Below are 24,167 nucleotides of genomic sequence, written 5' to 3' on the forward strand. Positions count from 1 at the left end.
CGGACGGCGCCGCATACGCATGATTGCACATGCAGCGACGGGTATCTGGTGGTGATAGGTGGACTTGAACCACCGACCCCAGCATTATGAGTGCTGTGCTCTAACCAGCTGAGCTATATCACCAGGAGGCAAGCCCGAGACTATAGTCGTCTGGGCGGCTTTTGTCAATACTTTTTCCGTGTTTTCCTATTCAATGTATCCACAGCCGTTTCAGGCTCATGCGGTGCGGTGTTCGGCCACTGCCTGTCGTACCTGCATGAGTACCTCAGCGGTGGCGTCCGGGCGGTTGCAGTCGATGCTGATGCGCTCCGGCATGGAGCGCAGCCAGGTCAACTGCCGCTTGGCCAACTGGCGGGTGGCGGCGATGCCTTTTTCGCGCAGCGTGGCGACATCGATGCTGCCGTCCAGGTATTCCCACATCTGCCGGTAACCGACGCAGCGCATCGAGGGCAGGCCCAGGTGCAGATCGCCGCGCTCGCGCAGGGCGGCCACTTCGCGTTGCAGGGCGCCGTCGCGCAGCATCAGGTCGAAGCGCAGCGCGATGCGCTCATGCAGGACAGCGCGTTCGCTGGGTTCCAGCGCCAGCGGCAGCAATTCGAACGGCAGTGGTTCGGCCGGCTTTTGCGACAACAGCGACGACATCGGTTGCCCGGTCAGCAGCGTGATTTCCAGCGCCCGCTGGATGCGTTGACTGTCGGTGGGCTTCAGGCGGGCCGCAGTCACTGGGTCCAATGCAGCCAACCTGGCGTGCATGGCCGGCATTCCGAATTCGGCCGCTTGTTGGTCCAGTTGCGCGCGCAGGGCAGGATCGGCTTGCGGCAGCTCATCGAGGCCATCGCGCAAGACCTTGAAGTAGAGCATGGTGCCGCCCACCAGCAAGGGCAGCTTGCCGCGTGCGGCAATCTCCCGCGTCAGGCGTAGCGCATCCTGGCGGAATTGCATGGCCGAGTAGGCAGCGGTGGGATCGATGATGTCGATGAGGTGGTGCGGCACGGCCGCCAGCTCTTCGGCGCTGGGTTTGGCCGTGCCGATATCCATGCCGCGATAGACCAGCGCGGAATCGACGGAAATGATTTCGCAGGGCAGATGGCGGGCAATCTCCAGCGCGGCGGCCGTCTTGCCGGAGGCGGTGGGGCCCATGATGGCTATCGCCAGGGGCAGGCGCATGTTCATCCTGCCTCCCCTCACTGGCCGCGCAGGAAGAGCTTGTCCAGGTCCGACAAGCCCATCTGGGTCCAGGTCGGGCGACCATGGTTGCATTGGTCAGAGCGCTCGGTGGCTTCCATCTGGCGCAACAGGGCGTTCATCTCGGGCAGGGTCAGGCTGCGGTTGGCGCGCACGGCGGTATGGCAGGCCAGGGTGCCGAGCAGTTCGTTGCGGCGCTCCAGCAGCACGCGTGAGCCGCCGTATTCGCGCACATCGCGCAGTACGTCGCGCGCCAGGGTCTGGGCGTCGGCATTCTTGAGCAGCGCCGGTACGGCACGCACGGCCAGTGTGGTGGGCGACATCACGGCGATGTCGAAGCCCAGCGCAGACAGGGTTTCCTGGTGCTCTTCCACCGTGCCCACTTCGACCGGGTCGGCGTAGAAGGTCACCGGGATCAGCAGTGGCTGCACGAACATCTCGTTGCCGTCGAGCGCCGTCTTCAATTGTTCATACAGGATGCGTTCGTGGGCGGCGTGCATGTCCACCACCACCAGGCCGGCCTGGTTTTGCGCCAGCACGTAGATGCCGTGCAATTGTGCCAGTGCGAAGCCCAACGGGAAATCGCCCTCGGGCAGCGGGGCGGCGACCGGTGCGGGGGCGCTGCTGAATTGGTCTGCCGTACCGCGGGTGGCTGCGCCGCCATCCGCATCGGAGGTCGGTTCGCTGCGGAACATTTTGCCGTAGGCCGCCCGGTCCTGACGGATGCCAAAGCCGCTGTTGCCGCCGAAGGAGAACGGGCGTGGCTGTTCGGCGAACTGGGCGGAGAAGCTCTGCTGTTTCTGCTCGCGCATCCAGGGCAGGGGGGCGTTCGGCCCGGTTGCAGCAGGTTGGACGGCGAGCTCTTCGGATGCTTCACCAGGCTGTTGCGGCAGGTTGCCGAAGGAGACGGCGGAAGTCTGTGCCAGCGTGCGCGAGACCGCATGGAACACGAACTGGTGCACCGCGCGGCTGTCACGAAAACGCACTTCGATCTTGGAGGGGTGGACGTTCACGTCCACCAGCGCCGGGTCCAGCGTGAGCGAAAGTGCATAGGACGGATAACGGTCGCCATGCAGCACGTCCTGGTAGGCTGCGCGCACTGCATGGGTGAGCAGTTTGTCGCGCACGAAGCGGCCATTGACGTAGAAGTACTGGCCGTCAGCGCGCGCCTTGGAGGCCGTGGGCAGGCCGACGAAGCCATGCAGGCGCAGGGGGCCGGCGCTCTCATCAAGCGGCAGGCGGGCGTTGGCGAATTCGTCGCCGAGGATGTGGGCGCTGCGCTTGGCAAATTCGCCCACGTTCCAGTGGTCGACCGTCTTGCCATTGTGCGACAGCGAGAAGCTCACATCCGGGCGTGCCAGCGCGATGCGACGCACGACCTCGGCGCAGTGGCCGTATTCGGTCTGTTCGGACTTGAGGAATTTGCGACGCGCGGGAGTGTTGAAGTACAGGTCCTGCACGTCGATGGTGGTCCCCTGCGCACCCGAGGCCGGGGCCACGGTACCAAATTGGGAGCCGGTGATTTCCCAAGCGTGCGGGGCATCGGCGGTGCGGCTGGTGACGGTCAGTTGCGCCACGGAAGCAATCGAGGCCAGCGCTTCGCCGCGAAAGCCCAGGGTCGAGACATTTTCCAGGTCGGTCAGCGAGGCGATCTTGGAGGTCGCGTGGCGCGCCAGCGCCAGCGGCAACTGGTCCGGCGGGATCCCTCGGCCATTGTCAGTGATGGCGATGCGCTTGACTCCGCCTTGTTCCAGGCGCACGGTGATCTGGGTAGAGCCAGCATCGAGTGCATTTTCCAGCAATTCCTTGACCACCGCAGAGGGGCGTTCGATCACCTCGCCGGCAGCGATCTGCGAGATCAGTTGATCGGGCAGCGCCTGGATGGGGCGATAGGAAAGGGAAGACTCGGAAACAGTAGGGGAATGCGGTGCGTTCATGGCCGGATTATACCGCTGGTGGTGCTGGCTCGATGTGAAGAAGCCGCCCGCAGGCGGCTTCATGTGATGCTGGAAGATCAAGTTTTCCAGTTGGAAAAACCATCTCTGTCATTTTTGGAAACGATATAAATCGTTTCCTTATACGCGGAAGGTGCTGACCGCTGCTGCCAATCGCTCGGCTTGCTGCTGCAGCGATTGTGCGGCCGCTGCGGCCTGCTCCACCAGTGCGGCATTCTGCTGGGTGCTCTCATCCATCTGCGCGATGGCGCGGTTGATCTGGTCGATGCCTTCGCTCTGCTCGCGGCTGGCCGTGGTGATTTCGCTGATGACGGTGGAGACGCGCTGCACGCTGGAGACCACATCGTTCATGGTGTTGCCGGCCTGGGTCACCAGCTGGCCGCCACCGGCCACGGTCTGTACCGACGCATCGATCAGTTCCTTGATTTCCTTGGCGGCTGCAGCGCTGCGCTGGGCCAACGTGCGCACTTCGGTGGCGACCACGGCAAAGCCGCGCCCCTGTTCTCCCGCACGCGCGGCTTCCACTGCCGCATTGAGCGCCAGGATATTGGTCTGGAAGGCGATACCGTCGATCACGCTGATGATGTCGACAATGCGTTGCGAGGAGCTGTTGATGGCGTCCATGGTCTGCACCACCTGGCCCACGACCTCTCCGCCATGGCTGGCTACTTCCGAGGCGGAACCGGCCAGCTCATCGGCCTGGATGGCATTGGCGGCATTTTGCTTGACGGTGGAGGTCAGTTCTTCCATGGCCGAGGCGGTTTCTTCCAGGGCGCCGGCTTGCTGTTCGGTACGCGCGGAAAGGTTGAGGTTGCCGGCGGCGATCTCGCTAGCAGCGGTGTTGATTTCCTCGGTACCGGCGCGCACGCTCGAGACCACTTCCGACAAGCCCATGCTGATGCCGTTGAAGGCGCCCATCAGGCGGCCGATCTCGTCGCTGCTGTGGACGTGCAGGCGGGTGGTGAGGTCCCCCCCGGCAATGCGGTCGGCGGCCTGGCAGACGGCATCCAGCGGACGGGTCACCATGCGGTTGATCATCACCGTCAGGATCACTGCCAGCACGGCCAGGAACAACAAGCCCAGGCCGACGTAGAGATTGCGCATGTCATTGACTTCGCTGGTGATCTCATCGACTGCCGCTTCGCCCACGATGACCCAGTTCCACGGCGCATAGTGGGTGAACACTGCGATTTTCTTGCGGCCATCGGCAGCGGTGTAGCGCAGCTCGCCCTGCTTTTGTTGCACCAGTGTCTTGATATAGGTGTCGCCGCTGGCGTCCTTGGCCTCCAGCAGGTTGCCACCTTCTTCCTTGCCTTCCCGCGCAGCGCCGGCGATCATCACGCCCTGGTCCTTGCCTTCGCGGCCGTTCAAGGCGAAGAAGTTGCCGGTGGCACCGATCTTGAGCGACTTGATCTGATCCTTCAAGGCCTTCACATCGGCCGAGATGTCGATGCCCACGTAGAGTGCGGCGATGATCTGGCCGGCGTCGTTCTTGATCGGTACGTATTTGGTGATGTATTGCTTGCCGAACAGCGTGGCCAGGCCGCTATAGGCCTTGTCGGACTTGAGGGCGGCGTAGCCAGGATGGTTGCGGTCAAGCAGGGTACCGATGGCACGTTCGCCGTTTTCCTTCTTCACCGAGGTCGATACACGCACGAAATCTTCACCGGTCTTGGCAAAGATGGTGGCCGTCACTCCAGTGCGGGCGGTGAAGCGGTCGGGAAGGGAAAAGTCCAGGTTCAGTTCGCGCCCATCATTGCTCAATACCGGGGTGGCGCGATCGCCGATCTGCACGGTACGACTTTCATCCAGGTTCAGCTTGCCGAATTCTTTATCGAACATGGTCGAGAAGCGGTCCACCTGGCTGTTCACGGAGCGGTCGAAGAGGCCGACCATGTCGGCCACACCGCGCGCGTCGTGGTTCATTTGTTCGACCGAACTGCGTTCCACCATGCGCGAGGCGGAGTAAGTGATCAGCATCAGCGCGATCACGAAGACGATACCCACCAGGGCGACCGTCATGGCAGTCAGTTTTGCACCTACCGAGCGGTGGAAAAGGGATGCGCGGGGCGCACCAGACAGAGGATTAGCCATGGATGTTGTTGTTCTTGAATAAACGTGATGTGGAAAGCAAATGCCGAACGGAAAACTCTTGAAGGATCGGCTGCGCTTGCTGCATGGGTTTGCTCAATACGCTTCCGATGGACCCTCCTGGGTTGCCGTCGTCGGAAAGTCCTGCAACACGGACCAGCGAACCGATAGCAACCTGGCCTGAGGAGCGGCCTGATGAAATCGGATTGCCGAATCGGCAATGAAGGGCGGTCACGATATGCCAGACTCCTTTATGGAGGTCTGACGCTGATGCTGGAAATCGCGGTACTTGCGAGGAAGGACGTCAGTATATCGTCAGGTTTTTGCGTTAAATCAAATTACTTCGAATGTTTGCGCCCACATTCAACTGTGCTGTTGTTTTTCCACCGGGAAAGTGCATTTTCGGCATGAAATTATCGGCCTTCACGCCAGTGCCATTTGCTTCGCTGCGGCCTTTTAATTTCCGGGTTTCGGGTTGTTGGCATCGCAACGATATTCCCGCACCCAGCCTTCCAGCTGATGGGCCGACATCGGTCGCGAAAAGTAATAGCCCTGGGCCACGTCGCAGCCCTGGCTGACCAGCAGCCGGTACTGGTCGGCATCTTCCACGCCTTCGGCCACTACGGTGAGCTTGAGACTTTCGCCGATGCGGATGACGGCATTGGTCAAGGCGCTCACGGCTTCATCCTTGGCCATGTCGCGCACGAAGCTCTGGTCCAGCTTCAGTTCCGAGACCGGCAGTTTGCGCAGGTAGCCCAGGCTGGAATAACCGGTGCCGAAATCGTCCATGGCCAGCGGGATACCCAGCGCGTGTACGGCCGAGATGGTCTGGCTGGTGCTGGGGTTGGTGTCCATCAGGACGGTTTCGGTGATCTCCAGGGTCAGGTCGGTGCTCACCAGGTTATAGCGGCGTAGCAGGCCGGTGACGAATTGCGGCAATTCCAGGTCGTGGAAATTGGTGGCCGACAGGTTCACCGAGATGGTCGGGATCTGAATGCCGCGGCGACGCCAGTCGGAGAGCTGGAAGCAGGCCTCTTCCAGCGCCCACTTGCCCAGTTCGCCGATCAGGCCGCATTGCTCGGCAATCGGAATGAAGCGGCCCGGGGAAATCTGGCCCAATTGCGCATCATGCCAGCGTGCCAGGGCTTCCACCCCGTACAGGCTGCGGTCATGCAGGTTGATCTGGGGCTGAAAATGCAATTCCAGATCCCCGCTGCGCAGGGCATCGCGCAGTGCACTTTCCAGTGCCAGACGCTCCTGGGCCAGACTGTTCATTTCTTCGCTGAAGAAGCTGAAACGCCCCCGATTGACCGCTTTGGCCTGGTACATGGCGATGTCGGCGCGGTGCAGCAAGGTTTCGATGTCGTGGCCGTTAGTGGGGAACAAGGCCACACCGATGCTGGCCGAAGGGTTCAGCGGCGTGCCGTTGATGTGGCAGGGCATGGCCAGGCGTTCCTGGACGCGCTTGACCACGTCGGCCAGATGCTCGGGTTCATATTGGGTCAGCACCACCACGAATTCGTCGCCTGAGAGGCGGCCGACGATATCCGAGCGTCGGGCCTGCGATTGCAGGCGCGTGGCCACCGTGCGCAGCAATTCATCACCGGCCTGATGGCCCAGCGAATCGTTGACCTGCTTGAAGCGGTCCAGGTCGATGAACATCACCGCCACCGTGTTGTGGTCGCGCTCGGCGGTGGCGATCGCCTGGCCGGCTTGGACCAGCAGCAGGCTGCGGTTGGGCAGGCCGGTCAGCGAATCGTAGAAAGCCAACTGATGGATGCGCGCGCGCGAGGCTTCGCGCTCGATAGCCAGCGCGCACAGGTGCAGGCCGGCATCCACCAGCAGGTGATGAAAGGCGCTGGGCTGGCGCGGCTGGCGGAAATAGAAACCGAAGGTGCCGATGACCTTGCCGTCAGCCGACTTGATCGGGGTCGACCAGCAGGCGTGCAGGCCGTGGTCCAGGGCCAGTTCCTTGAATTCGCTCCAGCGCGGGTCGCTGGCGATGTCCTCCGAGATGACTGCTTCACCCGTAAAGGCAGCGCTGCCACAAGCGCCTACCAGCGGGCCGATCTGCAGGCCTTCGATGGCGCGCGTATAGATGTCCGGCAGACTGGGGGCGGCCAGCGTGTGCAGGCGACCCTGTTCATCGACCCGCAGTACCGAGGCAATCACCTCGGGCGCCACCCGTTCCACTTCCTCGCACAGCAGGCTCATTTGTTCTGGCAGGGAAGCGTCGCGCGCCATGGCGTTGAGTACGCGGTACTGCAAGACTTCATGCACCTTGGTATTGGTGATGTCGGTCATCACGCAGACTGCATTGATGAGCCGCCCCGCTGTGTCAAGGATGGGATTGGTCACCGCCGAGATCCACACCGGCTGGTCGTGGAAGTCGTGGATCAGTTCTTCGGTATGGAAGCTGTGCCCTTGCAGCAGTTCTCCGTGGCAGCGCTCAATGGATTTGACGAAGCTGGGGTGGTTGGCGAACAGCTCGCGTGGCAGCTTGCCGATCACTTGCTGGCTCTGGAAGCCCAACATGCGGGTGAAGCCGGTGTTGTGGAAGACGATGCGGTTCTTTTCATCGGTGATGAGTACTGCATTGTCGGTTTCGTTGATGCCCAGCGAGAGCAGGTGCAGGTGCTCGCGGTCGCTTTTTTCGCGGGTGACGCGATAGGTAACATCGTTGCCGATGCAGATGACGCGTTCGGCCTTGCCATGCACATCCAGCAGCGGCGAATAGGTGGCCTCCCACCAGATGATGCGCCCGCTACGGGTGCGCCGCGGGAAGCGACCGGAGAAGAAGCGGCCATTGCAGACATCGCGCCAGAAGGCAGCGTATTGCTCGCTGCCGGCATAGTCGGGATCGCACAACACGCTGTGGGGCTGGCCCAGCAAGTCCTCGGCCAGGTATTCCATGGTCTTGAGGTAATTGCGGTTGACGGCCAGAATGCGCCCTTCGGGCGAGAGTTCGATCACGCCCAGCGAACGGTTCAGGGCACTCAACACGTTGTTGCTGTGGCGCGAGTCGTCGATGTGGGAACTGATGTCGGCGGCTACCGAGATGACCTTCTGCAATTGGCCGCAGTGGTCCAGGATGGGGCTGCACAAGGCTTCCAGCCAGACCGTAGTACCATCGACGCGACGTCGTTGCAGAGTGCCAGCGATCACTTCGCCCTGGCGCAGGTGCTGCCAGAATTGCTGGTAGTCGTCGGTGCCGACGTAGGCGGGATCGCATAGCATCCGGTGGTGCTGGCCGACCAGTTCGTGACGCTGGTAGCCCAGCATGGCCAGTAAATTGTCATTGGCTTCCAGTACCGTGCCATCGGCGGCCAATTCGAGAATGGCCATGCAACGCCACAAGGCCCCCAACAAGGCTTCGCGTTCTTCTTCATGCAGGCTGGGACGATCACGCAGCACATCAGGCTGCTGATCGAATTGGCCTGCGAATGATTCCTGACTCCCCATACCGCGCCCCCTGTGGCCAGTCATGACGCTTGCCGCGCGTCTTGCCTCATGCAGTGCGCAGTGGCCATCGCCTTAGCGTCCCACACGGGCCCGCATTGTCCGTTGCCTATCCCGGTGGCTAGCGGACCATGACGGTAAAACATGCATCGCAATGCATATATTTTGTTTGGAAACCGAAGAAAGCTGACTTGATCATATGCCAAATCGCTCACGTTGTGCGCGCTCTTCTAGCGCTCTGTATGGCGCTGGGTAACGGGTGCGCGAGCTTTTGTGAGCTTTGTGTTCCGCCGCTTTCATCTCTCTTTTTATCGACCGCCAGCCGGCGTTCTTGAGTCGGGCCGGGGGGAGTGTTGTATGATGCCTGCGCAGGCGTACATGGCTGCGCCTGCGCGATATCTTCCCGGCTTTCCTTGTCGGTGAGAATATCCGGCCGCGCGGCAATGGGGAGCCACGGCATCGATGAATCACCAACGATTGGGTTTTATGGATTATCTGCAGTTGCTGGACGTGCTGGTGCACGTGGACAAATACCTGGGTGTCCTGATCGAACAGTATGGCGCGCTCATTTATGCAGTGTTGTTCCTGATCGTGTTCTGCGAGACCGGGCTGGTGGTGTTGCCTTTCCTGCCGGGCGACTCCTTGCTATTTATCGCTGGTACCTTCTGTGCCATGGGAGCCATGGATATCTGGTTGCTGATGAGCCTGCTGGTGGCTGCAGCGGTCGCCGGCAATACCCTCAACTACTGGATCGGTGGCTGGGTCGGGCATCGTGTCTATACCCACAACTACCGCTGGCTCAATCCAGAAGCCATCCGCAAGACCCATGCCTTCTACGAAAAACACGGTGGCAAGACCATCGTGATCGCCCGTTTCACTCCCATCGTGCGCACCTTCGCACCCTTCATCGCGGGTGTGTCGGCCATGAGTTTCGGCCGCTTCCAGTTGTTCAACGTGCTGGGTGCCTTCCTGTGGGTGGTGGGCCTGGTGGTGCTGGGTTATTTGTTCGGTAATATCCCGGTGGTGCAGCAGAACCTCAATACGCTGGTCCTGGTGGGCTTGATCGGTGCGGTCATTCCCATCGTGCTGGGAGTGTTGTGGCAGTTGTGGCGCAAGCTGCGCGGCAAGCGCAAGGTCAGCAACGCCTGAGTTTGGCGCATCACGAAGAAAAAACCGGCCTGTTGCCAGCGCCGGGTTTTTTATCTCCTGGGCTCAGGGAGCCGTGTCAGGTCATGCGGTTCTTGGCCAGCGGCGGATTCTTGGCGAAGTAGTTGCGAATACCGGTGAGGATGGCATCGGCCATCTGGTCCTGGTAGTGGTCGTCGGTGAGCTTGGCTTCTTCTTCCGGGTTGGAGATGAAGGCGGTCTCGATCAGGATGCTGGGGATGTCCGGCGCCTTCAGGACCGCAAAGCCGGCCTGTTCCACCGAGCCCTTGTGCAGCTTGTTGATGCCACCGATTTCCTTTAACACCGCATTGCCCACGCGCAGGCTGTCATTGATCTGTGCCGTGGTCGATAGGTCCAGCAGTACGCTGGCCAACTGGCGGTCATGGGTCTTGATGTTGACCCCCCCGATCAGGTCGGCCGAATTCTCCTTGTTGGCCAGCCAGCGCGCAGCGGTGGAACTGGCGCCCTTTTCCGACAGGGCGAACACCGACGAACCGCGTGCGGTCGGTTGCACGAAGGCATCCGCATGGATCGACACGAACAGGTCGGCCTGCACCTTGCGCGCTTTGACCACGCGCTGGCCGAGCGGTACGAAGAAGTCGGCGTCACGGGTGAGCATGACGCGCATGTTGGGGTGTTGCTCGATCTTGCGTTTCAAGCGCTTGGCGATGGACAGCACCACATCCTTCTCGTGGTTGCCGCGTGCGCCAGTGGCCCCGGGGTCTTCGCCGCCGTGGCCGGGGTCCAGGGCGATGGTGATCATGCGGGTCAGCTGCATCCGCTGCTCATCCGGCACTACCTTGGGGTTGCGCTCGTTCTTGTCGTCCGGCTGCGGCTTGAGTTCAGCCAGCGGCGCCGGATCGGGCTTGGATGGCGGGGTCGGTCCCTGCGCCAGCGGCGGGGCCGCCGGCGTGTCCTTGTTCCACTCGCCCTTCTGGATCAGGGCGGCGATCGGGTCTGGCGGTGTAGCCGGGTACAGGTCGATGACGAAACGGTACTTGTACTCGCCCACCGGGGCCAGGGTGAACACCTGTGGCTTGATTTCATCCTTCAGGTCGAACACCAGGCGCACCACGCTGGGCCGGTTCTGGCCCACGCGCACCTGCTTGATGTAGGGATCGTTGGGCTGGATCTTGGCCACCAGGTCCTTCAGGGTGGAGTTGAGATCGATGCCCTCGATGTCCACCACCAGGCGATCCGGGTTCTTGACCACGAAGTGCGTGACCTTGAGGTCGCTGTCGTTTTCCAGCGTGACGCGGGTGTAGTCCTCCGACGGCCAGACGCGCACGGCCAGGATCTGCGAGGCCATGGCGGGCAGCGGCGTGATGACGGAGACGAACAACGCGCCGCCGGCTTTCAAGATGGTGCGGCGGGTTTTGGACTTCACAGGTTGGGGGCGAATTTCAGGCGAGCGAGACATTGATGACCCTTGTCGGACAACGCACGCAATTCTACATCACGACCGTCACCTGCAAGCGTCAGGTTGACGTGTATGTCCGGTGGCGGCAACACCGGATCGCCCTTTTCGGGCCATTCGACGATACAGACGGTGTTTTCGTTGAAATGTTCACGAAAACCGGCATCGAGGAATTCCTCCGGGCTGGACATGCGGTACAGATCGAAGTGGATGACTGTTACCATGCGCCCTGCGAACAATACTTCATAAGGCTCCGCCAGCGTGTAGGTCGGGCTCTTGACCCGTCCCTGGTAGCCCGCCGCATGGAGCAGGGCGCGGGTGAGGGCGGTCTTGCCGGCCCCGAGGTCGCCGTGCAGGTAGATCGCCAGACCCGGTGCCAGCGCCTGGGCCAGGTCGGCGCCCAGGCGCGCGGTGGCGGCTTCGTCGGGCAGATGGAGATGGAGTCGCGGCATACTTTTTAGGTCATTCTGAATCACTGGTTCAACATTCAACGCTTCATGTCCGCTCATACCGTCCCTGTCGATCTGGCCGATCCCGCCTTCCTGGCGGCACTGGCTGCCACCATCAAGGCCTGGGGCCGGGAGCTGGGGTTTGCCGAGGTGCGCATCGCCGATGTCGACCTGGCGCATCGTGAAGCGGGCTTCCAGGCCTGGCTGGACAAGGGCTACCACGGCGAGATGGATTATATGGCAAGCCACGGCCTGAAACGTGTACGCCCGGCCGAACTGGTACCTGGCACGGTACGCGTGGTCAGCGTGCGGATGCCCTACCTGCCGGCGGCCAGCCAGGCCGACGCGCCTGACTGGCGCAGCCGGGAAGAAGCCCGCAGCGCCGACCCGGCTGCCGCCCAGGTTTCGATCTATGCTCGCGGACGCGACTACCACAAGGTCTTGCGCGCCCGCCTGCAGCAACTGGCCACCCGCATCGAAGGTCGCATCGGTACCTTCGGCTATCGTGTCTTCACCGATTCGGCCCCGGTCATGGAAGTGGCCCTGGCCGAGAAGGCCGGGCTGGGCTGGCGCGGCAAGCACACGCTGCTGCTGCACCGGGAAGCTGGCTCCATGTTCTTCCTGGGGGAGATGCTGACCGACTTGCCGTTGCCGGTCGATGCTCCCGTGAGTTCACATTGTGGCCAATGCAGCGCCTGCATCACGGCTTGCCCGACTGGCGCCATCGTTGCACCTTATGAACTGGATGCGCGGCGTTGCATCTCCTACCTGACCATCGAACTCAAGGGCAGCATCCCGCAAGACCTACGGCCCCTGATTGGCAACCGTATCTATGGTTGCGACGACTGCCAGCTCTACTGCCCATGGAACAAGTTCGCCCAGCGCGCCAGCCTGCCCGACTTCGACCCGCGCCACGGACTCGACAGTGCCAGCCTGGTCGAGTTGTTCGACTGGAGTGAAGACCAGTTCCTGAAAAATACCGAGGGCAGTGCGATTCGCCGCATCGGTCATGAACGCTGGCTGCGCAATCTGGCCGTGGGCTTGGGCAATGCCGCCGATGCCTCCGATTACCGGGGCGATGTGGCCATCGTGGCAGCCTTGCGTGCGCGGCTGGATCATCCCTCATCGCTGGTGGTCGAGCATGTGCGATGGGCACTGGCGCGGCACGGTATCGCCTAGCGCCCGCGGCCAAGCTTCAATGCACCAGCGTCAGCCAGACCGGGATGGTCAGCGCCGAGAGCAGCGTGCCAAAGGAAATCAGGAAAGCCGTGAACGGTCCATTGCCGCCCATGCGTGCGGCCAGGATATAGGCGCTGGAGGCGGTAGGCAGGCTGCAGAACAACACCACGATGCGCAATTGCAGCGGGGGCAGGTGCAGCCAGTTGCCAATGGCATAGGCCACCAGTGGCACAGCAACGAGTTTGATGAGGATGAACCAGCCTACCACCAGCTTGCTTTCCTTCAGGCCCGACAGGCGCAGACCGGCGCCCACCATCAGCAGGCCCAGCGCAATGGAGGCTGCCCCCAGGCGCGAGAGCACCACGCTGGCCACTTCCGGCAGGTGCAGCCCCAGTGCAGAAAACGTCAGGCCTCCGGCCGTCGCCACCAGCAAGGGATTCTTGGCCAGTTCGCGCAGCAGATTGCCGTTCTTCGGTGCCAACGCGTGCACCGCGGCGATATTGCAAAGGGGTACGCCAAAGCCCAGCAGGATGGCCATCAGCCCGGCCCCTTCTTCGCCGGCCATGCGGGTGGCCAACGCCAGGGCGATATAGGAATTGAAGCGGTAGGCGCACTGCATCCCTGATGCATAGGTCATGGGCGTGGCGCGCAGCAGGGGTTTGCCCAGCCAGGTCAGGGCGATCCCCACTATGAGTGCGCCCACGCCGGTCTGCACCATGCCGCCGGTGACCGAGAGATCGACCTTCAGGCGTGCCGTGGAATAGAACAGCAAGGCCGGGAACAGCAGGAAATAGACCAGCTTTTCCATGCCGGCCCAGAAATCATCGCCCCAGTTGCTGATGCGATAGATCAGCACCCCGAGCGCGATCAGGCTGAAGTCCGGCAGCAGGAGATTGAGGACTTCCATCTTACTTGAGCAGACGCGCCAGCTCCACGGCGGTCTTGACGTTCATCTTGTCGAAGATGTGGGCGCGGTGCACTTCCACCGTGCGCATACTGATGCCCAGCTCATCGGCGATGACCTTGTTCATCTTGCCGGCCAGGATCAGGTCCAGCACCTCGCGTTCGCGTGCCGAGAGCGCGGCCAGGCGGCCTTGCACGGCATCTTCGGCGCTGCCGGCGCGCGAACTTTCCAGCGCTTGCAGCACACGGTCCATCAACTGGTTGTCGTTGAAGGGTTTTTCGAAAAAATCGAAGGCGCCATTCTTGAGCATATCCACCGCCATAGGCACGTCGCCATGGCCGGTGAGGAAGATCACCGGGCGTCGATGCAGCAGGCCACGGTTCTTCAATTCGTTGAACAGTGCCACGCCGCTGTTGCCGGGCATACGCACGTCCAGCAGCAGGCATTCGCCCTCGGCATCGATACCGCTGGCCGCCGACAGGGCGCTCATGAGCGCCATACCACTGTCGTAGCCGGTGGCGGCGATATTGCGCGAGCGCGCCAGCCAGGTCAGTGAATCGCGGATGATTTCTTCGTCGTCGACTATATGCAGCATCGGTGTGCGAGTGGGTTCAGGTCCAGAGGTCCAGGTAGCGGGGGTGGTTAAGCGGCGGTCTTGTTGTGCGTCTTCTTATGCGTCTTGCGCACCCTGGGCCGGCAGCGAAAACCTGAAGATTGTACCGCCTGCCGGATTATCGGTGTAAGTGAGGGTGCCGCCGTGGAATTCGATGGTGGTGCGGCAGATGTTCAAGCCCATGCCCATGCCCTCAGCCTTGGTCGAGAAGAAGGGCGAGAACAGGCGAGCGGCCACGTCCTCGGTGATGCCGTGGCCCTGGTCGATCACCGAGACCGTGACCGATTCTGCACCATCGTCGTTGCGCGTGAGTTCGGCGCTCACACGCAGGATGCGGCGCGCCGAGGGTACTGCGGCCATGGCTTGGATGCCGTTGCGGGTCAGGTTCAGGAGCACCTGTTCCAGCAAGACCTGGTCGCCCAGCACGGCGGGCAGGGACTTGGGCACCTGCCATTGCAGCACGACGAAAAACTGTTGCGCCTGCAATTCGATCAAGGGGGCCACGTTGTCCACCAGTTGCCGTATCTGCAGGCGCTGGCGCGCCGGTTCGCGCTTCTTGACGAACTGGTGCACGCTACGGATGACGTGGCCGGCGCGCTGGGCCTGGGCGTGGATCTTTTCCAGTGCGGGCTGCAGCGCACGGGGTTCGGCCTGGCCTTGTTGCATCATGTTCAGCGCCCCGGTGGTGTAACTGGAGATGGCCGCCAGCGGCTGGTTCAGTTCGTGTGCCAGGGTCGAGGCGATCTCGCCCATGCTGGCCAGGCGTGCGCTGGCTTGCAGCTTCTCTTCCTGGGTGCGGTTGAGGTCTTCGGCGCGCTTGCGTTCGGAGATGTCGAGGATGGAGCCCATCCAGCCGGTCTGCTTGCCATCCTGGTCCACCAGCGGTGACTCGAAGATCAGCACCGGGAAACGTTCGCCATCCCGGCGTTGGAAGATGGTCTCAAATTGCGGTGTCACGCGCCCGGCCAGCACGTTGGAAAACCGCTCCTGGTATTCATCCATGGCTTCCGGCGCCCAATAGGGCATGGGTGGGACCTTGCCTACCAGTTCCTCAGCCTGGAAACCGACCATCTTGCAGAAGGCTGGATTGACGTAGGTGATGCGCCCTTCCAGGTCGCGTGCGCGCATCCCGGTGACCAGCGAGTTTTCCATGGCGGCGCGAAACACGGCTTCGTTCAACAAGGCTTTCTCGGCCTTGGTGCGGCGATTGATGTCACGCCACAGCGCCCACAGGCTCCACAGCAAGCCCAGCGAGAGCACGATCACCGAGCCCACCAGCAGGTTGGGCAAGAGCTTGGGCGCGCTCTTGGTGCTATTGGTATGCAGTACCAGGGTCAGGCCGGGCAGCTCCAGTTCGCGCCGATGGGTATAGACATTGAGGCCCGGGCCGCCCGAGGTGCGGCGCGCCACCACGTTGTCGTCCGTGTCGGTCAGGGAGATTTCATTGTCCTGGGCGAACCACCAAGGCACCATCTCGTTCAAGATACGCGCCACTGCGTAACTGGCCACCAGGCTGCCGATGTAGTGGTTGTCGTGGAACAGCGGCACATGGTAATCCATGAGCATCGGTTCGGCGATGCCGGGTGGTACGGCCGGTGGACTGTAGAGCGGTCGGCGCATCTTGCGGGCGCGTTCGGCGGTCATCAGCGAGGATTGCGAGAGATCGTGGCGACTGATCGGCAGATCGTCGGTGGAGGCGATCGCCTGGCCATCGGCATTGAACCAGGTGACGCGGTAGAACTCGCGGTTGTTGCGCAGCAGGGCGTTCAAACGGCTGCGGAAATGGTCCTGATGCAAGCGGCCATTGCTGATCTCGCGGCCGATGATGCGCATACTTTCATCATCCCGGCTTAATTGAAACCGGATTGCCTGTTCCACCCACAGCGAATCGGCAATCAACTGTTCCAGCCGCTCGCTGGCTTCCATCTGTTGCGCCTGGCGCGGCAACCAGATCAGCGTGACCAGGAACAGGCACACCAGCAGGAAGGGGATCAGCCAGCGCATGGTGGTCTTGCGACCGGACGCCTGCAACTGCGAGGCGGCATTGGGCTGAGGAGCAATCGGCGGTGGCGGGACGGATTTCATGACGCCGCCAGTGTAGCGGCCACCCAGGCCTTGCGCCAGCATCCCATGCATCGGGAAGTTGATGCTGGGAACATTGTGGTTATCCACAGTTGCCCCGATTTGGTTTGGCCGCGCAGAATTCGCAGGCACAAACTGGTCCGCGCCAAGGCCAGCCACATTTAAAAGTATAAATAAACGTTTTACACCTCACTGGGGAGACAAGCATGAAACTGAAGTCCATCGTATTTGCCATGGCCACGGCTGCCGTGGTCAATGTCGGCCTGGCGGCGAGCGCCTTGGCCCAGCAACCCATCATCATCAAGTTCAGCCACGTGGTAGCCAACGATACGCCCAAGGGCAAGGCTGCCGAGCGCTTCAAGGAGCTGGCCGAGAAAGCCACCAAGGGCCGCGTGAAGGTCGAGGTCTATCCCAACAGCACGCTGTACAAGGACAAGGAAGAACTGGAAGCCCTGCAACTGGGTGCGGTGCAGATGCTGGCGCCTTCGCTGGCCAAGTTCGGCCCATTGGGCGTGAAGGAATTCGAGGTCTTCGATCTGCCCTACATCTTCCCCAGCAAGGAAGTGCTGTACCGCGTCACCGAAGGTCCGATCGGGCGTGAACTGTTCAAGAAGCTGGAGCCCAAGGGCATCACCGGCCTGGCTTATTGGGATAACGGCTTCAAGGTGATGTCGGCCAACAAGCCGCTGCGTCATCCGAATGATTTCCGTGGTCTTAAGATGCGTATCCAGTCCTCCAAGGTGCTTGACGCGCAAATGCGCGCGCTGGGCGCCAACCCGCAGGTGCTGGCCTTCTCCGAGGTGTACCAGGCGCTGCAGACGGGGGTGGTCGATGGCACCGAGAACCCGCCCTCGAACCTCTACACCCAGAAGATGCATGAAGTGCAGAAGTACGTGACCGTCTCCAATCACGGTTACCTGGGCTATGCGGTGATCGTCAACAAGAAGTTCTGGGACGGCCTGCCCTCGGACATCCGCACCGAGCTCGAAGGCGCCATGAAGGATGCGACCAAGTACGCCAACGCCATTGCCCAGCAGGAAAATGACGCCGCCCTGGCCGCTGTCGAGAAGACCGGCAAGACCACCGTCTATCGCCTGACCGACGCCGAGAAGGCCGAATGGCGCAAGGCGCTGCTGCCGGTGCAGCAGCAGATGGCCAGCCGCATCGGCAAGGATCTGATCGACGCCGTCAACAAGGAAGCGGCGGCGCTGGGCCAGAAGTAAGCGCCAGGCGTGAGCAGACGCGCGCCTGCGACGTGAGGCGCGCCTTTCCACCAAGAACAATCCGAACAAGCAAGGTCACAGGCTGATACCACCACGGTATCGGCCTGCTGACGCAAGGAGACTTCATGAAGTTACTCGACCACCTGGAAGAGTGGCTGATCGCGTTCCTCATGGCCGCGGCCACCTTCATCATCTTCGTGGCGGTGGTGCACCGCTACGCCTCCGGCCTGGACATCCCCTGGCTGCAAGACCAACTCATCCAGATCAACATGAGCTGGGCCCAGGAACTGTGCATCTTCATGTTCGTGTGGATGGCCAAGTTCGGCGCCGCCTACGGGGTGCGTACCGGTATCCACGTGGGCGTCGATGTGCTGATCAATCGTTTGAATACCCCCTGGCGCAACAAGTTCGTGCTCTTTGGGCTGTTTGCCGGTGCGCTCTTTACCGGCATCGTCGGCACTTTCGGTGCCGAGTTCGTCTATGACATCGCCCAGCACGACAGCACCTCCGAGGTGATGGAAATACCGATGTGGATCGTCTACCTGGCCGTGCCGCTGGGTTCCTACCTGATGTGCTTCCGTTTCCTCCAGGTCGCGTGGAATTTCTATCGCACCGGCGACCTGCCCAAGCATGACCATTCCCATGTGGAAGGTCTGGACGAAGAAACCAGCGGAGGTAAAGCATGAATGCACTGATCATTTTCGTCCTGCTGTTCGGGTTGATGCTGACCGGGATGCCGATCTCGATTTCGCTCGGCCTGACCGTCTTGACTTTCCTCTTCACCATGACCGACGTGCCGATCCAGTCGGTGGCGTTGAAGCTGTTCACGGGTATCGAGAAGTTCGAGATCATGGCGATCCCCTTCTTCATCCTGGCCGGCAACTTCCTGACCCATGGCGGTGTGGCGCGGCGCATGATCAACTTCGCCACCTCCATGGTCGGGCACTGGTATGGCGGCCTGGCGCTGGCTGGGGTGCTGGCCTGCGCGCTGTTTGCTGCGGTCTCGGGATCGTCGCCGGCTACCGTGGTGGCCATCGGTTCCATCATCTTGCCGGCGATGGTCAAGCAGGGCTTCCCCAACCGCTTCGGCGCGGGCGTGATCACCACCTCCGGTGCGCTGGGCATCCTGATCCCGCCTTCCATCGTGATGGTGATGTACTCGGTCTCCACCAATACCTCGGTGGGCAAACTGTTCATGGCCGGGGTGGTGCCGGGGCTGCTGCTGGCCTTCCTGCTGGGGCTGACCACCTGGTACCTGGCGCGCAAGAACAATTATCCGCGCCTGAGGAAAGCCACCTGGGCCGAACGCTTCGCAGCCTTCCGCAAGAGCGGCTGGGGCCTGTTCCTGATCGTCATCGTCATGGGCGGCATTTACACCGGCGTGTTCACACCCACCGAAGCTGCGGCGATGGCGGCGGTGTATGCCTTCTTCATCTCGGTGTTCGTCTACAAGGACCTGCGCCTGAGCCAGGTGCCCAAGGTGCTGCTGGACTCGGCCTCGATGTCGGCCATGCTGCTCTACATCATCACCAACGCAGTGCTGTTCTCGTTCCTGGTCACCAGCGAAAACATCCCACAGGCGATGGCGGCGTGGATTACCGATTCGGGACTGGGGCCGATCACCTTCCTGCTGGTGGTCAACATCCTGCTGCTGTTGGCCGGCAATGTCATGGAGCCGTCTTCCATCGTGCTGATCCTGGCACCGATCCTGTTCCCGGTGGCCATGAAGCTGGGGATCGACCCGGTGCACTTCGGCATCCTCATCGTGGTCAACATGGAAGTTGGCATGTGCCATCCGCCGGTGGGCCTGAACCTGTATGTGGCCTCGGGCATCACCAAGATGGGCATCACCGAACTGACCATTGCGGTCATGCCGTGGCTGTTGACCATGCTCGGGTTCCTGATGCTGGTGACTTACTGGCCGACCCTGTCGCTGTGGCTGCCGAACCTGATTTACAACTGACACCAGACGCGCAATCGGCGCCGCGCACCAGCACGGTGCCGATATCATCAGATGTCTGTCAAGTTGCTTAAAAGTATGTTGGTTTTGCCCTGAAAAAGTGCTTTGAAACCGCGCTGAGTGCTGCTAAAGTGCGGGCTTCGCTGAATCGGCACAATAGCAATGCCGTCCCAGCAATCGAATTTGGCAGTGATGTTTTTCTAGTGAGTTGTTGATGTACTTGCCTCATCGGCGACCCTTTCGACACATCGGAGCGGGCACTACGAGGCGGCACCGAATACGAAGCGGGTGGTGCATAACAAACGGTATCGATACCGGGAAACTGAGGAGACGTGCATTCGATTGAAACCGCTCAAGCGGTCGGGGATGCATCAGGAGTTTTTGAAGGCGCATCTGCGGATGCGCCTTTTTTCTTTGTGCGGTAGTCGGGCGGGTCGTATATCGTTTATACGGTTTATATCGTTTGCGTTCTTATGCGCTCGGTCGCGTTGATCACGCCCAGCCCCGCACTTGCTGTGGCGTGGATACCACGGCGCGCAAACCAGCCTGTTTTCCTTCCAGCAAGATCATACGTGCATCGCCCTCCGATTTCTGCGCGTGAATTGCTTAAAATAGGCCCTTACCGCGTTTGCTCATTTCTTGATGACCCAAGCTGACTCACCATTGACCGCACTATTTTCCGCCGTGGTGCACACGCCCTTCGGTGGCATGGGCATTCGCAGTCAGGCCGGCGCACTGGTGGAGATGGTGTACCTGCCCCGGCACTATGCCGAAAAGGAGGCCACCGACGCTGTCGCAGCCCAGGCTGTGCAGCAGATTGGCCGTTACCTGGCTGATCCCGGTTTTCGCTTCCGCTTGCCGCTGCTGCCGGTGGGGAGTGTCTTCCAGCAGCGCGTCTGGCAAGCCATTGCCGCCATTCCCTGTGGCCAGGTACAGACCTACGGACAAGTGGCCAAGCGCATCCAGTCCGCGCCCCGTGCGGTGGGCCAGGCGTGCGGCGCCAACTGGTATCCCCTGGTAGTGCCTTGCCATCGCGTCACCGCCGCAGGCGGGCTGGGCGGTTTTTCGCATCATGATGATGAAGATGGCTTCCACCTCGAGGTCAAGCGCTGGCTGTTGCGCCACGAAGGCGTGAACGGATACTGACGGCCATGGGACGCACCACACCGAAGATCGTCGCCCCCGAGGCCAGCCGCGAGGCCATCGATGAATTCTGCGACAGCCTGTGGCTGGAAGATGGCCTGTCCAGCAACACGCTGGAAGCCTACCGGCGCGACATGACCCTGTATGCCCACTGGCTGCACCAGGAACGCGCCAAGCCGCTCTATGAGACCCAAGCCGAGGATTTGTATGCCTACTTCGCGGCCCGTCATGATGAGACCAAGCCCAGTTCCTCCAATCGCCGGCTGGCAGTATTGCGGCGGTTTTTTCAACTGGCCTTGCGCCAGAATCGGGTGGCGGCCGATCCCTGCCTGAAGATGCGCACGGCGCGCCAGCCGCAGCGCCTGCCCAAGACCCTCTCCGAAGGCCAGGTCGAGGCCCTGCTGGCCGCGCCCGATGTGTCCACCCCGCTGGGCCTGCGCGACCGTGCCATGATCGAACTGATGTATGCCAGCGGCTTGCGGGTGTCCGAACTGGTGTTGTTGAAGACCATCGAGGTGGGCATGAACGAGGGCGTGCTGCGGGTGACCGGCAAGGGCAGCAAGACGCGCCTGGTCCCTTTCGGTGAAGAGGCCGGTAGCTGGATTGCACGTTACCTGGCCGAGGCGCGCGGCCAGATCCTGCAGGGCCAGATCGATGATGCGCTCTTCGTGACCGCACGCGGCGCTGCCATGACACGCCAGATGTTCTGGACACTGATCAAGAAATACGCGCTGCAAGCCGGCATCACCGTGCGCCTGTCGCCGCACACGCTGCGCCACGCCTTTGCCACCCATCTGCTCAACCACGGCGCCGACCTGCGCGTGGTGCAACTGCTGCTGGGTCATGCAGACATCTCCACCACCCAGATCTATACCCACGTGGCGCGCGAGCGCTTGAAGCAACTGCACGCCGCACATCACCCCCGTGGCTGATCTTGCGGCATAATGTGCGCCCATGACGGACCGGTCGGCCTCTGGAGCCGGTCAGTCTGCCGTCAGGAAGAACACCGATGAGCGCCAAGAAAGAACACATCTCCGAAACTCCCGCCACCCAATTCCTGCGCAAGCAGGGCGTGGCCTTCAGTGAATATCCCTATGCCTACGAGGAGCATGGCGGCACGGCGGTGTCGGCGCGCGAGCTGGGCGTGGATGAGCACGTGGTCATCAAGACCCTGGTGATGCAGGACGAAGCGTCCAAGCCGCTGTTGGTGCTCATGCACGGCGATTGCAAGGTCTCCACCAAGAACCTGGCGCGCCAGATCGGCTGCAAGTCGGTGGAGCCCTGCAAGCCGGAAGTGGCCAACCGTCACTCCGGCTACCTGATCGGCGGCACCTCGCCCTTCGGCACGCGCAAGACCATGCCGGTCTACGTCGAAGCCAGCATTCTGGAGCTCGACAAGATCTACATCAATGGCGGGCGACGCGGCTTCCTGGTGGGCATCGACCCGGCGGTCATCCTCAAGGTGTTGCCGGCCAAGCCGGTGCAGTGCGCCCTGGCCGACGCCGCCTGACCCATTCCGAGACAAGAGAAAGCATCTATTCATGTTCAACATCCTGTTTGCCATCGCGGCCTACCTGATTGGTTCGCTCTCCTTTGCGGTGCTGGTGTCCAAGCTGTTCGGCCTGTCCGACCCGCGCACCTATGGTTCCAAGAATCCTGGCGCAACCAACGTCCTGCGCAGCGGCAATAAGAAAGCGGCCGCGCTGACCCTGCTGGGGGATGGTTTCAAGGGCTGGTTGGCAGTGTGGCTGGCGCAGAAGTTCGGCCCGCACTATGGCGTGGACGATACCGGCATCGCCCTGGTGACGCTGGCCGTGTTCCTGGGGCACTTGTGGCCGGTGTTCTTCCGCTTCGTCGGCGGCAAGGGTGTGGCTACCGCCCTGGGCATCCTGCTGGCGCTGAATGTGTGGCTAGGCCTGGCCACGCTGGCCACCTGGCTGGTGGTGGCGTTCGCCTTCCGCTATTCGTCCCTGGCAGCCCTGGTGGCGGCGTTGTTCGCGCCGTTCTACTATGGCCTGCTGTTCGGCACCACTGACGGCATCCTGCTGGCGGTGGTGGCCATGGCGGCGCTGCTGATCTATCGCCACCGCAAGAACATCGGCAACCTGCTGGCGGGTAAGGAAAGCCGGATTGGCGACAAGAAGAAGGCGGCCAAGTAAGCCTGCCGTCTTGAGCGAAAAAGAAGGGCCGCAATCTGCATTGCGGCCCTTCTTGTTTATATCGTTGGGATGATTGACGGAGCGGTCGATGTGTTGCCGGCCTGCGGCGGTCGCAACTCATCCAGCGGCCAGCGTGGTCGCACGCCGAAGCCATATTCCTTGCGCGCCACGCTCGGCTCCTCGCGCAGACGCATGGCGCCGGCAAAGGCGATCATGGCACCGTTGTCGGTGCAGAACTGCAATTCCGGGTAGAAAACTTCATATCTGCGCTTGGCGGCCGCGGCATTCAAGGCTGCGCGCAGCTGTGCATTGGCACCGACGCCTCCGGCAATGACCAAACGCTTCAGATTGGTCTGTTTCAAGGCGGTCATGCACTTGGCTACCAGCACCTCCACGATGGCGTCCACGAAGCCGCGCGCGATGTTGGCCTTGTCCTGTTCGCAGATGTTGCTGCCGTTGCTGCCGTGTTGCTTGACCACGGTCAGCACGGCAGTCTTGAGCCCGGAGAAACTGAAATCCAGGTTCTTGGAATGCAACATGGGCCGTGGCAATTGGTAAGCGTTCGGATCACCGAACTCGGCCAGGCGCGAAATGGCCGGCCCACCGGGATAACCCAGGCCGAGCAGCTTGGCCGATTTGTCGAAGGCTTCGCCGGCGGCGTCATCCAGTGTTTCGCCCAGCAGTTCGTAGCGGCCCACGCCATCGACCCGCATCAACTGCGTATGCCCGCCCGAGACCAGCAGGGCGATGAAGGGAAAGCGCGGCGGCTTGCTGGCCAATAGCGGCGAGAGCAGATGACCCTCCAGGTGATGGATGCCCAGCACCGGCTTGTCCAGCGCCAGCCCCAGCCCGCAGGCTACCGACGCACCCACCAGTAGCGCCCCGGCCAGGCCCGGGCCTTGGGTGTAGGCGATGGCGTCGATCTCCTGGGCCGCCACCCGGGCATCGGACAGGGTTTGCTTGAGCAGGGGAATGGCGCGGCGGATGTGGTCGCGCGAGGCCAGTTCGGGGACCACGCCACCGTATTGTTGGTGCATGGCAATCTGCGAATGCAGGGCATGGGCCAGCAGGCCGCGCTCGGTGTCGTACAGAGCAAGGCCGGTTTCGTCACAGGAGGATTCGACGCCGAGAACTAACATGGGATGGACTCAATGAAGCGGCCGGCACCGGCACCCAGGTGG

At 61.9% G+C, this 24,167-nt stretch carries 20 protein-coding genes and 1 tRNA gene; 9 read left to right on the forward strand and 12 right to left on the reverse strand.

What is annotated here, in order from left to right; all coding sequences use genetic code 11:
* Nucleotides 1-46: 46 nt before the first annotated feature.
* The 6 genes from RC54_RS03615 to RC54_RS03635 all read right to left on the reverse strand — a co-directional run bounded on the left by RC54_RS03615 (nucleotide 47) and on the right by RC54_RS03635 (nucleotide 8,693).
* Nucleotides 47-123, reverse strand: a tRNA-Met gene (locus tag RC54_RS03615).
* A 93-nt stretch (nucleotides 124-216) separates the two neighbouring features.
* Nucleotides 217-1,173 (reverse strand): tRNA (adenosine(37)-N6)-dimethylallyltransferase MiaA, encoded by a 957-nt coding sequence (gene miaA / locus RC54_RS03620; protein WP_061789298.1) that lies wholly within the window; start codon nucleotides 1,171-1,173, stop codon nucleotides 217-219.
* 11 nt (nucleotides 1,174-1,184) lie between these two features.
* Nucleotides 1,185-3,122: a DNA mismatch repair endonuclease MutL gene (gene mutL / locus RC54_RS03625; protein ID WP_174526084.1), complete on the reverse strand. Its 1,938-nt coding sequence runs from the start codon at nucleotides 3,120-3,122 to the stop codon at nucleotides 1,185-1,187.
* Nucleotides 3,123-3,260: 138 nt separating this feature from the next.
* Nucleotides 3,261-5,234: a methyl-accepting chemotaxis protein gene (locus RC54_RS03630; RefSeq protein ID WP_058894283.1), complete on the reverse strand. Its 1,974-nt coding sequence runs from the start codon at nucleotides 5,232-5,234 to the stop codon at nucleotides 3,261-3,263.
* Entirely contained in the window at nucleotides 5,227-5,466 is a 240-nt protein-coding gene (locus RC54_RS25000; protein ID WP_156425800.1) for a hypothetical protein, read from the reverse strand. Before RC54_RS25000 ends, RC54_RS03630 begins: the two co-directional genes overlap by 8 nt.
* A 221-nt stretch (nucleotides 5,467-5,687) precedes the next feature.
* The gene (locus RC54_RS03635; RefSeq protein ID WP_061789296.1) at nucleotides 5,688-8,693 is read right to left on the reverse strand and encodes a sensor domain-containing protein; all 3,006 of its coding nucleotides are present in this window, start codon (nucleotides 8,691-8,693) and stop codon (nucleotides 5,688-5,690) included.
* A 483-nt stretch (nucleotides 8,694-9,176) separates the two neighbouring features.
* Here RC54_RS03635 and RC54_RS03640 point away from each other — a divergent pair, with 483 nt between their 5' ends.
* Complete coding sequence (locus RC54_RS03640) at nucleotides 9,177-9,839, forward strand: VTT domain-containing protein (protein ID WP_058894285.1); 663 nt, start codon at nucleotides 9,177-9,179, stop codon at nucleotides 9,837-9,839.
* Nucleotides 9,840-9,915: 76 nt separating this feature from the next.
* On the opposite strand, the gene RC54_RS03645 is transcribed toward RC54_RS03640, so the two are convergent.
* Both RC54_RS03645 and tsaE read right to left on the reverse strand, forming a co-directional pair.
* Nucleotides 9,916-11,277, reverse strand: a complete 1,362-nt coding sequence (locus RC54_RS03645) for an N-acetylmuramoyl-L-alanine amidase (protein ID WP_061789295.1) — start codon at nucleotides 11,275-11,277, stop codon at nucleotides 9,916-9,918.
* Complete coding sequence (tsaE, locus tag RC54_RS03650; protein WP_061789294.1) at nucleotides 11,241-11,726, reverse strand: tRNA (adenosine(37)-N6)-threonylcarbamoyltransferase complex ATPase subunit type 1 TsaE; 486 nt, start codon at nucleotides 11,724-11,726, stop codon at nucleotides 11,241-11,243. The genes RC54_RS03645 and tsaE overlap by 37 nt, the downstream gene beginning before the upstream one ends.
* 45 nt (nucleotides 11,727-11,771) lie before the next feature.
* Here tsaE and queG point away from each other — a divergent pair, with 45 nt between their 5' ends.
* Nucleotides 11,772-12,902 (forward strand): tRNA epoxyqueuosine(34) reductase QueG, encoded by a 1,131-nt coding sequence (gene queG / locus RC54_RS03655; RefSeq protein WP_061789293.1) that lies wholly within the window; start codon nucleotides 11,772-11,774, stop codon nucleotides 12,900-12,902.
* Between the two features lie 16 nt (nucleotides 12,903-12,918).
* On the opposite strand, the gene RC54_RS03660 is transcribed toward queG, so the two are convergent.
* The 3 genes from RC54_RS03660 to RC54_RS03670 all read right to left on the reverse strand — a co-directional run bounded on the left by RC54_RS03660 (nucleotide 12,919) and on the right by RC54_RS03670 (nucleotide 16,504).
* A complete protein-coding gene (locus tag RC54_RS03660; protein WP_058894289.1) occupies nucleotides 12,919-13,809 on the reverse strand; it encodes an AEC family transporter in 891 nt (296 codons plus the stop codon).
* A gap of 1 nt (nucleotide 13,810) precedes the next feature.
* Nucleotides 13,811-14,401 carry a response regulator transcription factor gene (locus RC54_RS03665; RefSeq protein WP_058894290.1) on the reverse strand — a complete coding sequence of 197 codons (591 nt, stop codon included), beginning with the start codon at nucleotides 14,399-14,401 and terminating at the stop codon, nucleotides 13,811-13,813.
* A 75-nt stretch (nucleotides 14,402-14,476) separates the two neighbouring features.
* Complete coding sequence (locus tag RC54_RS03670) at nucleotides 14,477-16,504, reverse strand: PAS domain S-box protein (RefSeq protein WP_058897475.1); 2,028 nt, start codon at nucleotides 16,502-16,504, stop codon at nucleotides 14,477-14,479.
* A 203-nt stretch (nucleotides 16,505-16,707) separates the two neighbouring features.
* On the opposite strand from RC54_RS03670, the gene RC54_RS03675 reads away from it, so the two are divergent.
* The 7 genes from RC54_RS03675 (at nucleotide 16,708) to plsY (ending at nucleotide 22,986) form a co-directional block, all read left to right on the forward strand.
* Nucleotides 16,708-17,724 carry a TRAP transporter substrate-binding protein gene (locus RC54_RS03675; protein ID WP_058894291.1) on the forward strand — a complete coding sequence of 339 codons (1,017 nt, stop codon included), beginning with the start codon at nucleotides 16,708-16,710 and terminating at the stop codon, nucleotides 17,722-17,724.
* A gap of 125 nt (nucleotides 17,725-17,849) precedes the next feature.
* Nucleotides 17,850-18,410, forward strand: a complete 561-nt coding sequence (locus tag RC54_RS03680) for a TRAP transporter small permease (protein ID WP_061789292.1) — start codon at nucleotides 17,850-17,852, stop codon at nucleotides 18,408-18,410.
* Nucleotides 18,407-19,687, forward strand: coding sequence for a TRAP transporter large permease (locus RC54_RS03685; protein ID WP_058894293.1), 1,281 nt, complete (start codon nucleotides 18,407-18,409; stop codon nucleotides 19,685-19,687). Before RC54_RS03680 ends, RC54_RS03685 begins: the two co-directional genes overlap by 4 nt.
* 639 nt (nucleotides 19,688-20,326) lie before the next feature.
* Complete coding sequence (locus RC54_RS03690; protein ID WP_058894294.1) at nucleotides 20,327-20,830, forward strand: methylated-DNA--[protein]-cysteine S-methyltransferase; 504 nt, start codon at nucleotides 20,327-20,329, stop codon at nucleotides 20,828-20,830.
* Nucleotides 20,831-20,835: 5 nt separating this feature from the next.
* The gene (gene xerD, locus RC54_RS03695; RefSeq protein WP_058894295.1) at nucleotides 20,836-21,759 is read left to right on the forward strand and encodes a site-specific tyrosine recombinase XerD; all 924 of its coding nucleotides are present in this window, start codon (nucleotides 20,836-20,838) and stop codon (nucleotides 21,757-21,759) included.
* Nucleotides 21,760-21,836: 77 nt separating this feature from the next.
* Complete coding sequence (gene ybaK, locus RC54_RS03700; RefSeq protein WP_061789291.1) at nucleotides 21,837-22,337, forward strand: Cys-tRNA(Pro) deacylase; 501 nt, start codon at nucleotides 21,837-21,839, stop codon at nucleotides 22,335-22,337.
* Nucleotides 22,338-22,368: 31 nt separating this feature from the next.
* Entirely contained in the window at nucleotides 22,369-22,986 is a 618-nt protein-coding gene (gene plsY / locus RC54_RS03705; RefSeq protein ID WP_058894297.1) for a glycerol-3-phosphate 1-O-acyltransferase PlsY, read from the forward strand.
* A 56-nt stretch (nucleotides 22,987-23,042) separates the two neighbouring features.
* Here the strand turns inward: plsY and tsaD are convergent, their stop codons facing one another.
* A complete protein-coding gene (gene tsaD / locus RC54_RS03710; protein WP_058894298.1) occupies nucleotides 23,043-24,125 on the reverse strand; it encodes a tRNA (adenosine(37)-N6)-threonylcarbamoyltransferase complex transferase subunit TsaD in 1,083 nt (360 codons plus the stop codon).
* Nucleotides 24,126-24,167 lie beyond the last annotated feature (42 nt).

It is taken from the genome of Herbaspirillum rubrisubalbicans (assembly GCF_003719195.1).
GTDB classification, from domain to species: domain Bacteria; phylum Pseudomonadota; class Gammaproteobacteria; order Burkholderiales; family Burkholderiaceae_D; genus Herbaspirillum; species Herbaspirillum rubrisubalbicans.

What these genes read in the sequence shown, in the direction of transcription:
- RC54_RS03665 (WP_058894290.1), bottom strand. Translation starts at nt 14,401, where the DNA reads ATGCTGCATATAGTCGACGACGAAGAAATCATCCGCGATTCACTGACC.
- ybaK (WP_061789291.1), top strand. Translation starts at nt 21,837, where the DNA reads ATGAGCGCCAAGAAAGAACACATCTCCGAAACTCCCGCCACCCAATTC.
- RC54_RS03675 (WP_058894291.1), top strand. Translation starts at nt 16,708, where the DNA reads ATGAAACTGAAGTCCATCGTATTTGCCATGGCCACGGCTGCCGTGGTC.
- RC54_RS03635 (WP_061789296.1), bottom strand. Translation starts at nt 8,693, where the DNA reads ATGGGGAGTCAGGAATCATTCGCAGGCCAATTCGATCAGCAGCCTGAT.
- RC54_RS03645 (WP_061789295.1), bottom strand. Translation starts at nt 11,277, where the DNA reads ATGTCTCGCTCGCCTGAAATTCGCCCCCAACCTGTGAAGTCCAAAACC.
- xerD (WP_058894295.1), top strand. Translation starts at nt 20,836, where the DNA reads ATGGGACGCACCACACCGAAGATCGTCGCCCCCGAGGCCAGCCGCGAG.
- RC54_RS03690 (WP_058894294.1), top strand. Translation starts at nt 20,327, where the DNA reads ATGACCCAAGCTGACTCACCATTGACCGCACTATTTTCCGCCGTGGTG.
- plsY (WP_058894297.1), top strand. Translation starts at nt 22,369, where the DNA reads ATGTTCAACATCCTGTTTGCCATCGCGGCCTACCTGATTGGTTCGCTC.
- tsaD (WP_058894298.1), bottom strand. Translation starts at nt 24,125, where the DNA reads ATGTTAGTTCTCGGCGTCGAATCCTCCTGTGACGAAACCGGCCTTGCT.
- RC54_RS03680 (WP_061789292.1), top strand. Translation starts at nt 17,850, where the DNA reads ATGAAGTTACTCGACCACCTGGAAGAGTGGCTGATCGCGTTCCTCATG.
- RC54_RS03630 (WP_058894283.1), bottom strand. Translation starts at nt 5,234, where the DNA reads ATGGCTAATCCTCTGTCTGGTGCGCCCCGCGCATCCCTTTTCCACCGC.
- queG (WP_061789293.1), top strand. Translation starts at nt 11,772, where the DNA reads ATGTCCGCTCATACCGTCCCTGTCGATCTGGCCGATCCCGCCTTCCTG.
- RC54_RS03670 (WP_058897475.1), bottom strand. Translation starts at nt 16,504, where the DNA reads ATGAAATCCGTCCCGCCACCGCCGATTGCTCCTCAGCCCAATGCCGCC.
- mutL (WP_174526084.1), bottom strand. Translation starts at nt 3,122, where the DNA reads ATGAACGCACCGCATTCCCCTACTGTTTCCGAGTCTTCCCTTTCCTAT.
- RC54_RS03640 (WP_058894285.1), top strand. Translation starts at nt 9,177, where the DNA reads ATGGATTATCTGCAGTTGCTGGACGTGCTGGTGCACGTGGACAAATAC.
- RC54_RS03685 (WP_058894293.1), top strand. Translation starts at nt 18,407, where the DNA reads ATGAATGCACTGATCATTTTCGTCCTGCTGTTCGGGTTGATGCTGACC.
- miaA (WP_061789298.1), bottom strand. Translation starts at nt 1,173, where the DNA reads ATGAACATGCGCCTGCCCCTGGCGATAGCCATCATGGGCCCCACCGCC.
- RC54_RS03660 (WP_058894289.1), bottom strand. Translation starts at nt 13,809, where the DNA reads ATGGAAGTCCTCAATCTCCTGCTGCCGGACTTCAGCCTGATCGCGCTC.
- tsaE (WP_061789294.1), bottom strand. Translation starts at nt 11,726, where the DNA reads ATGCCGCGACTCCATCTCCATCTGCCCGACGAAGCCGCCACCGCGCGC.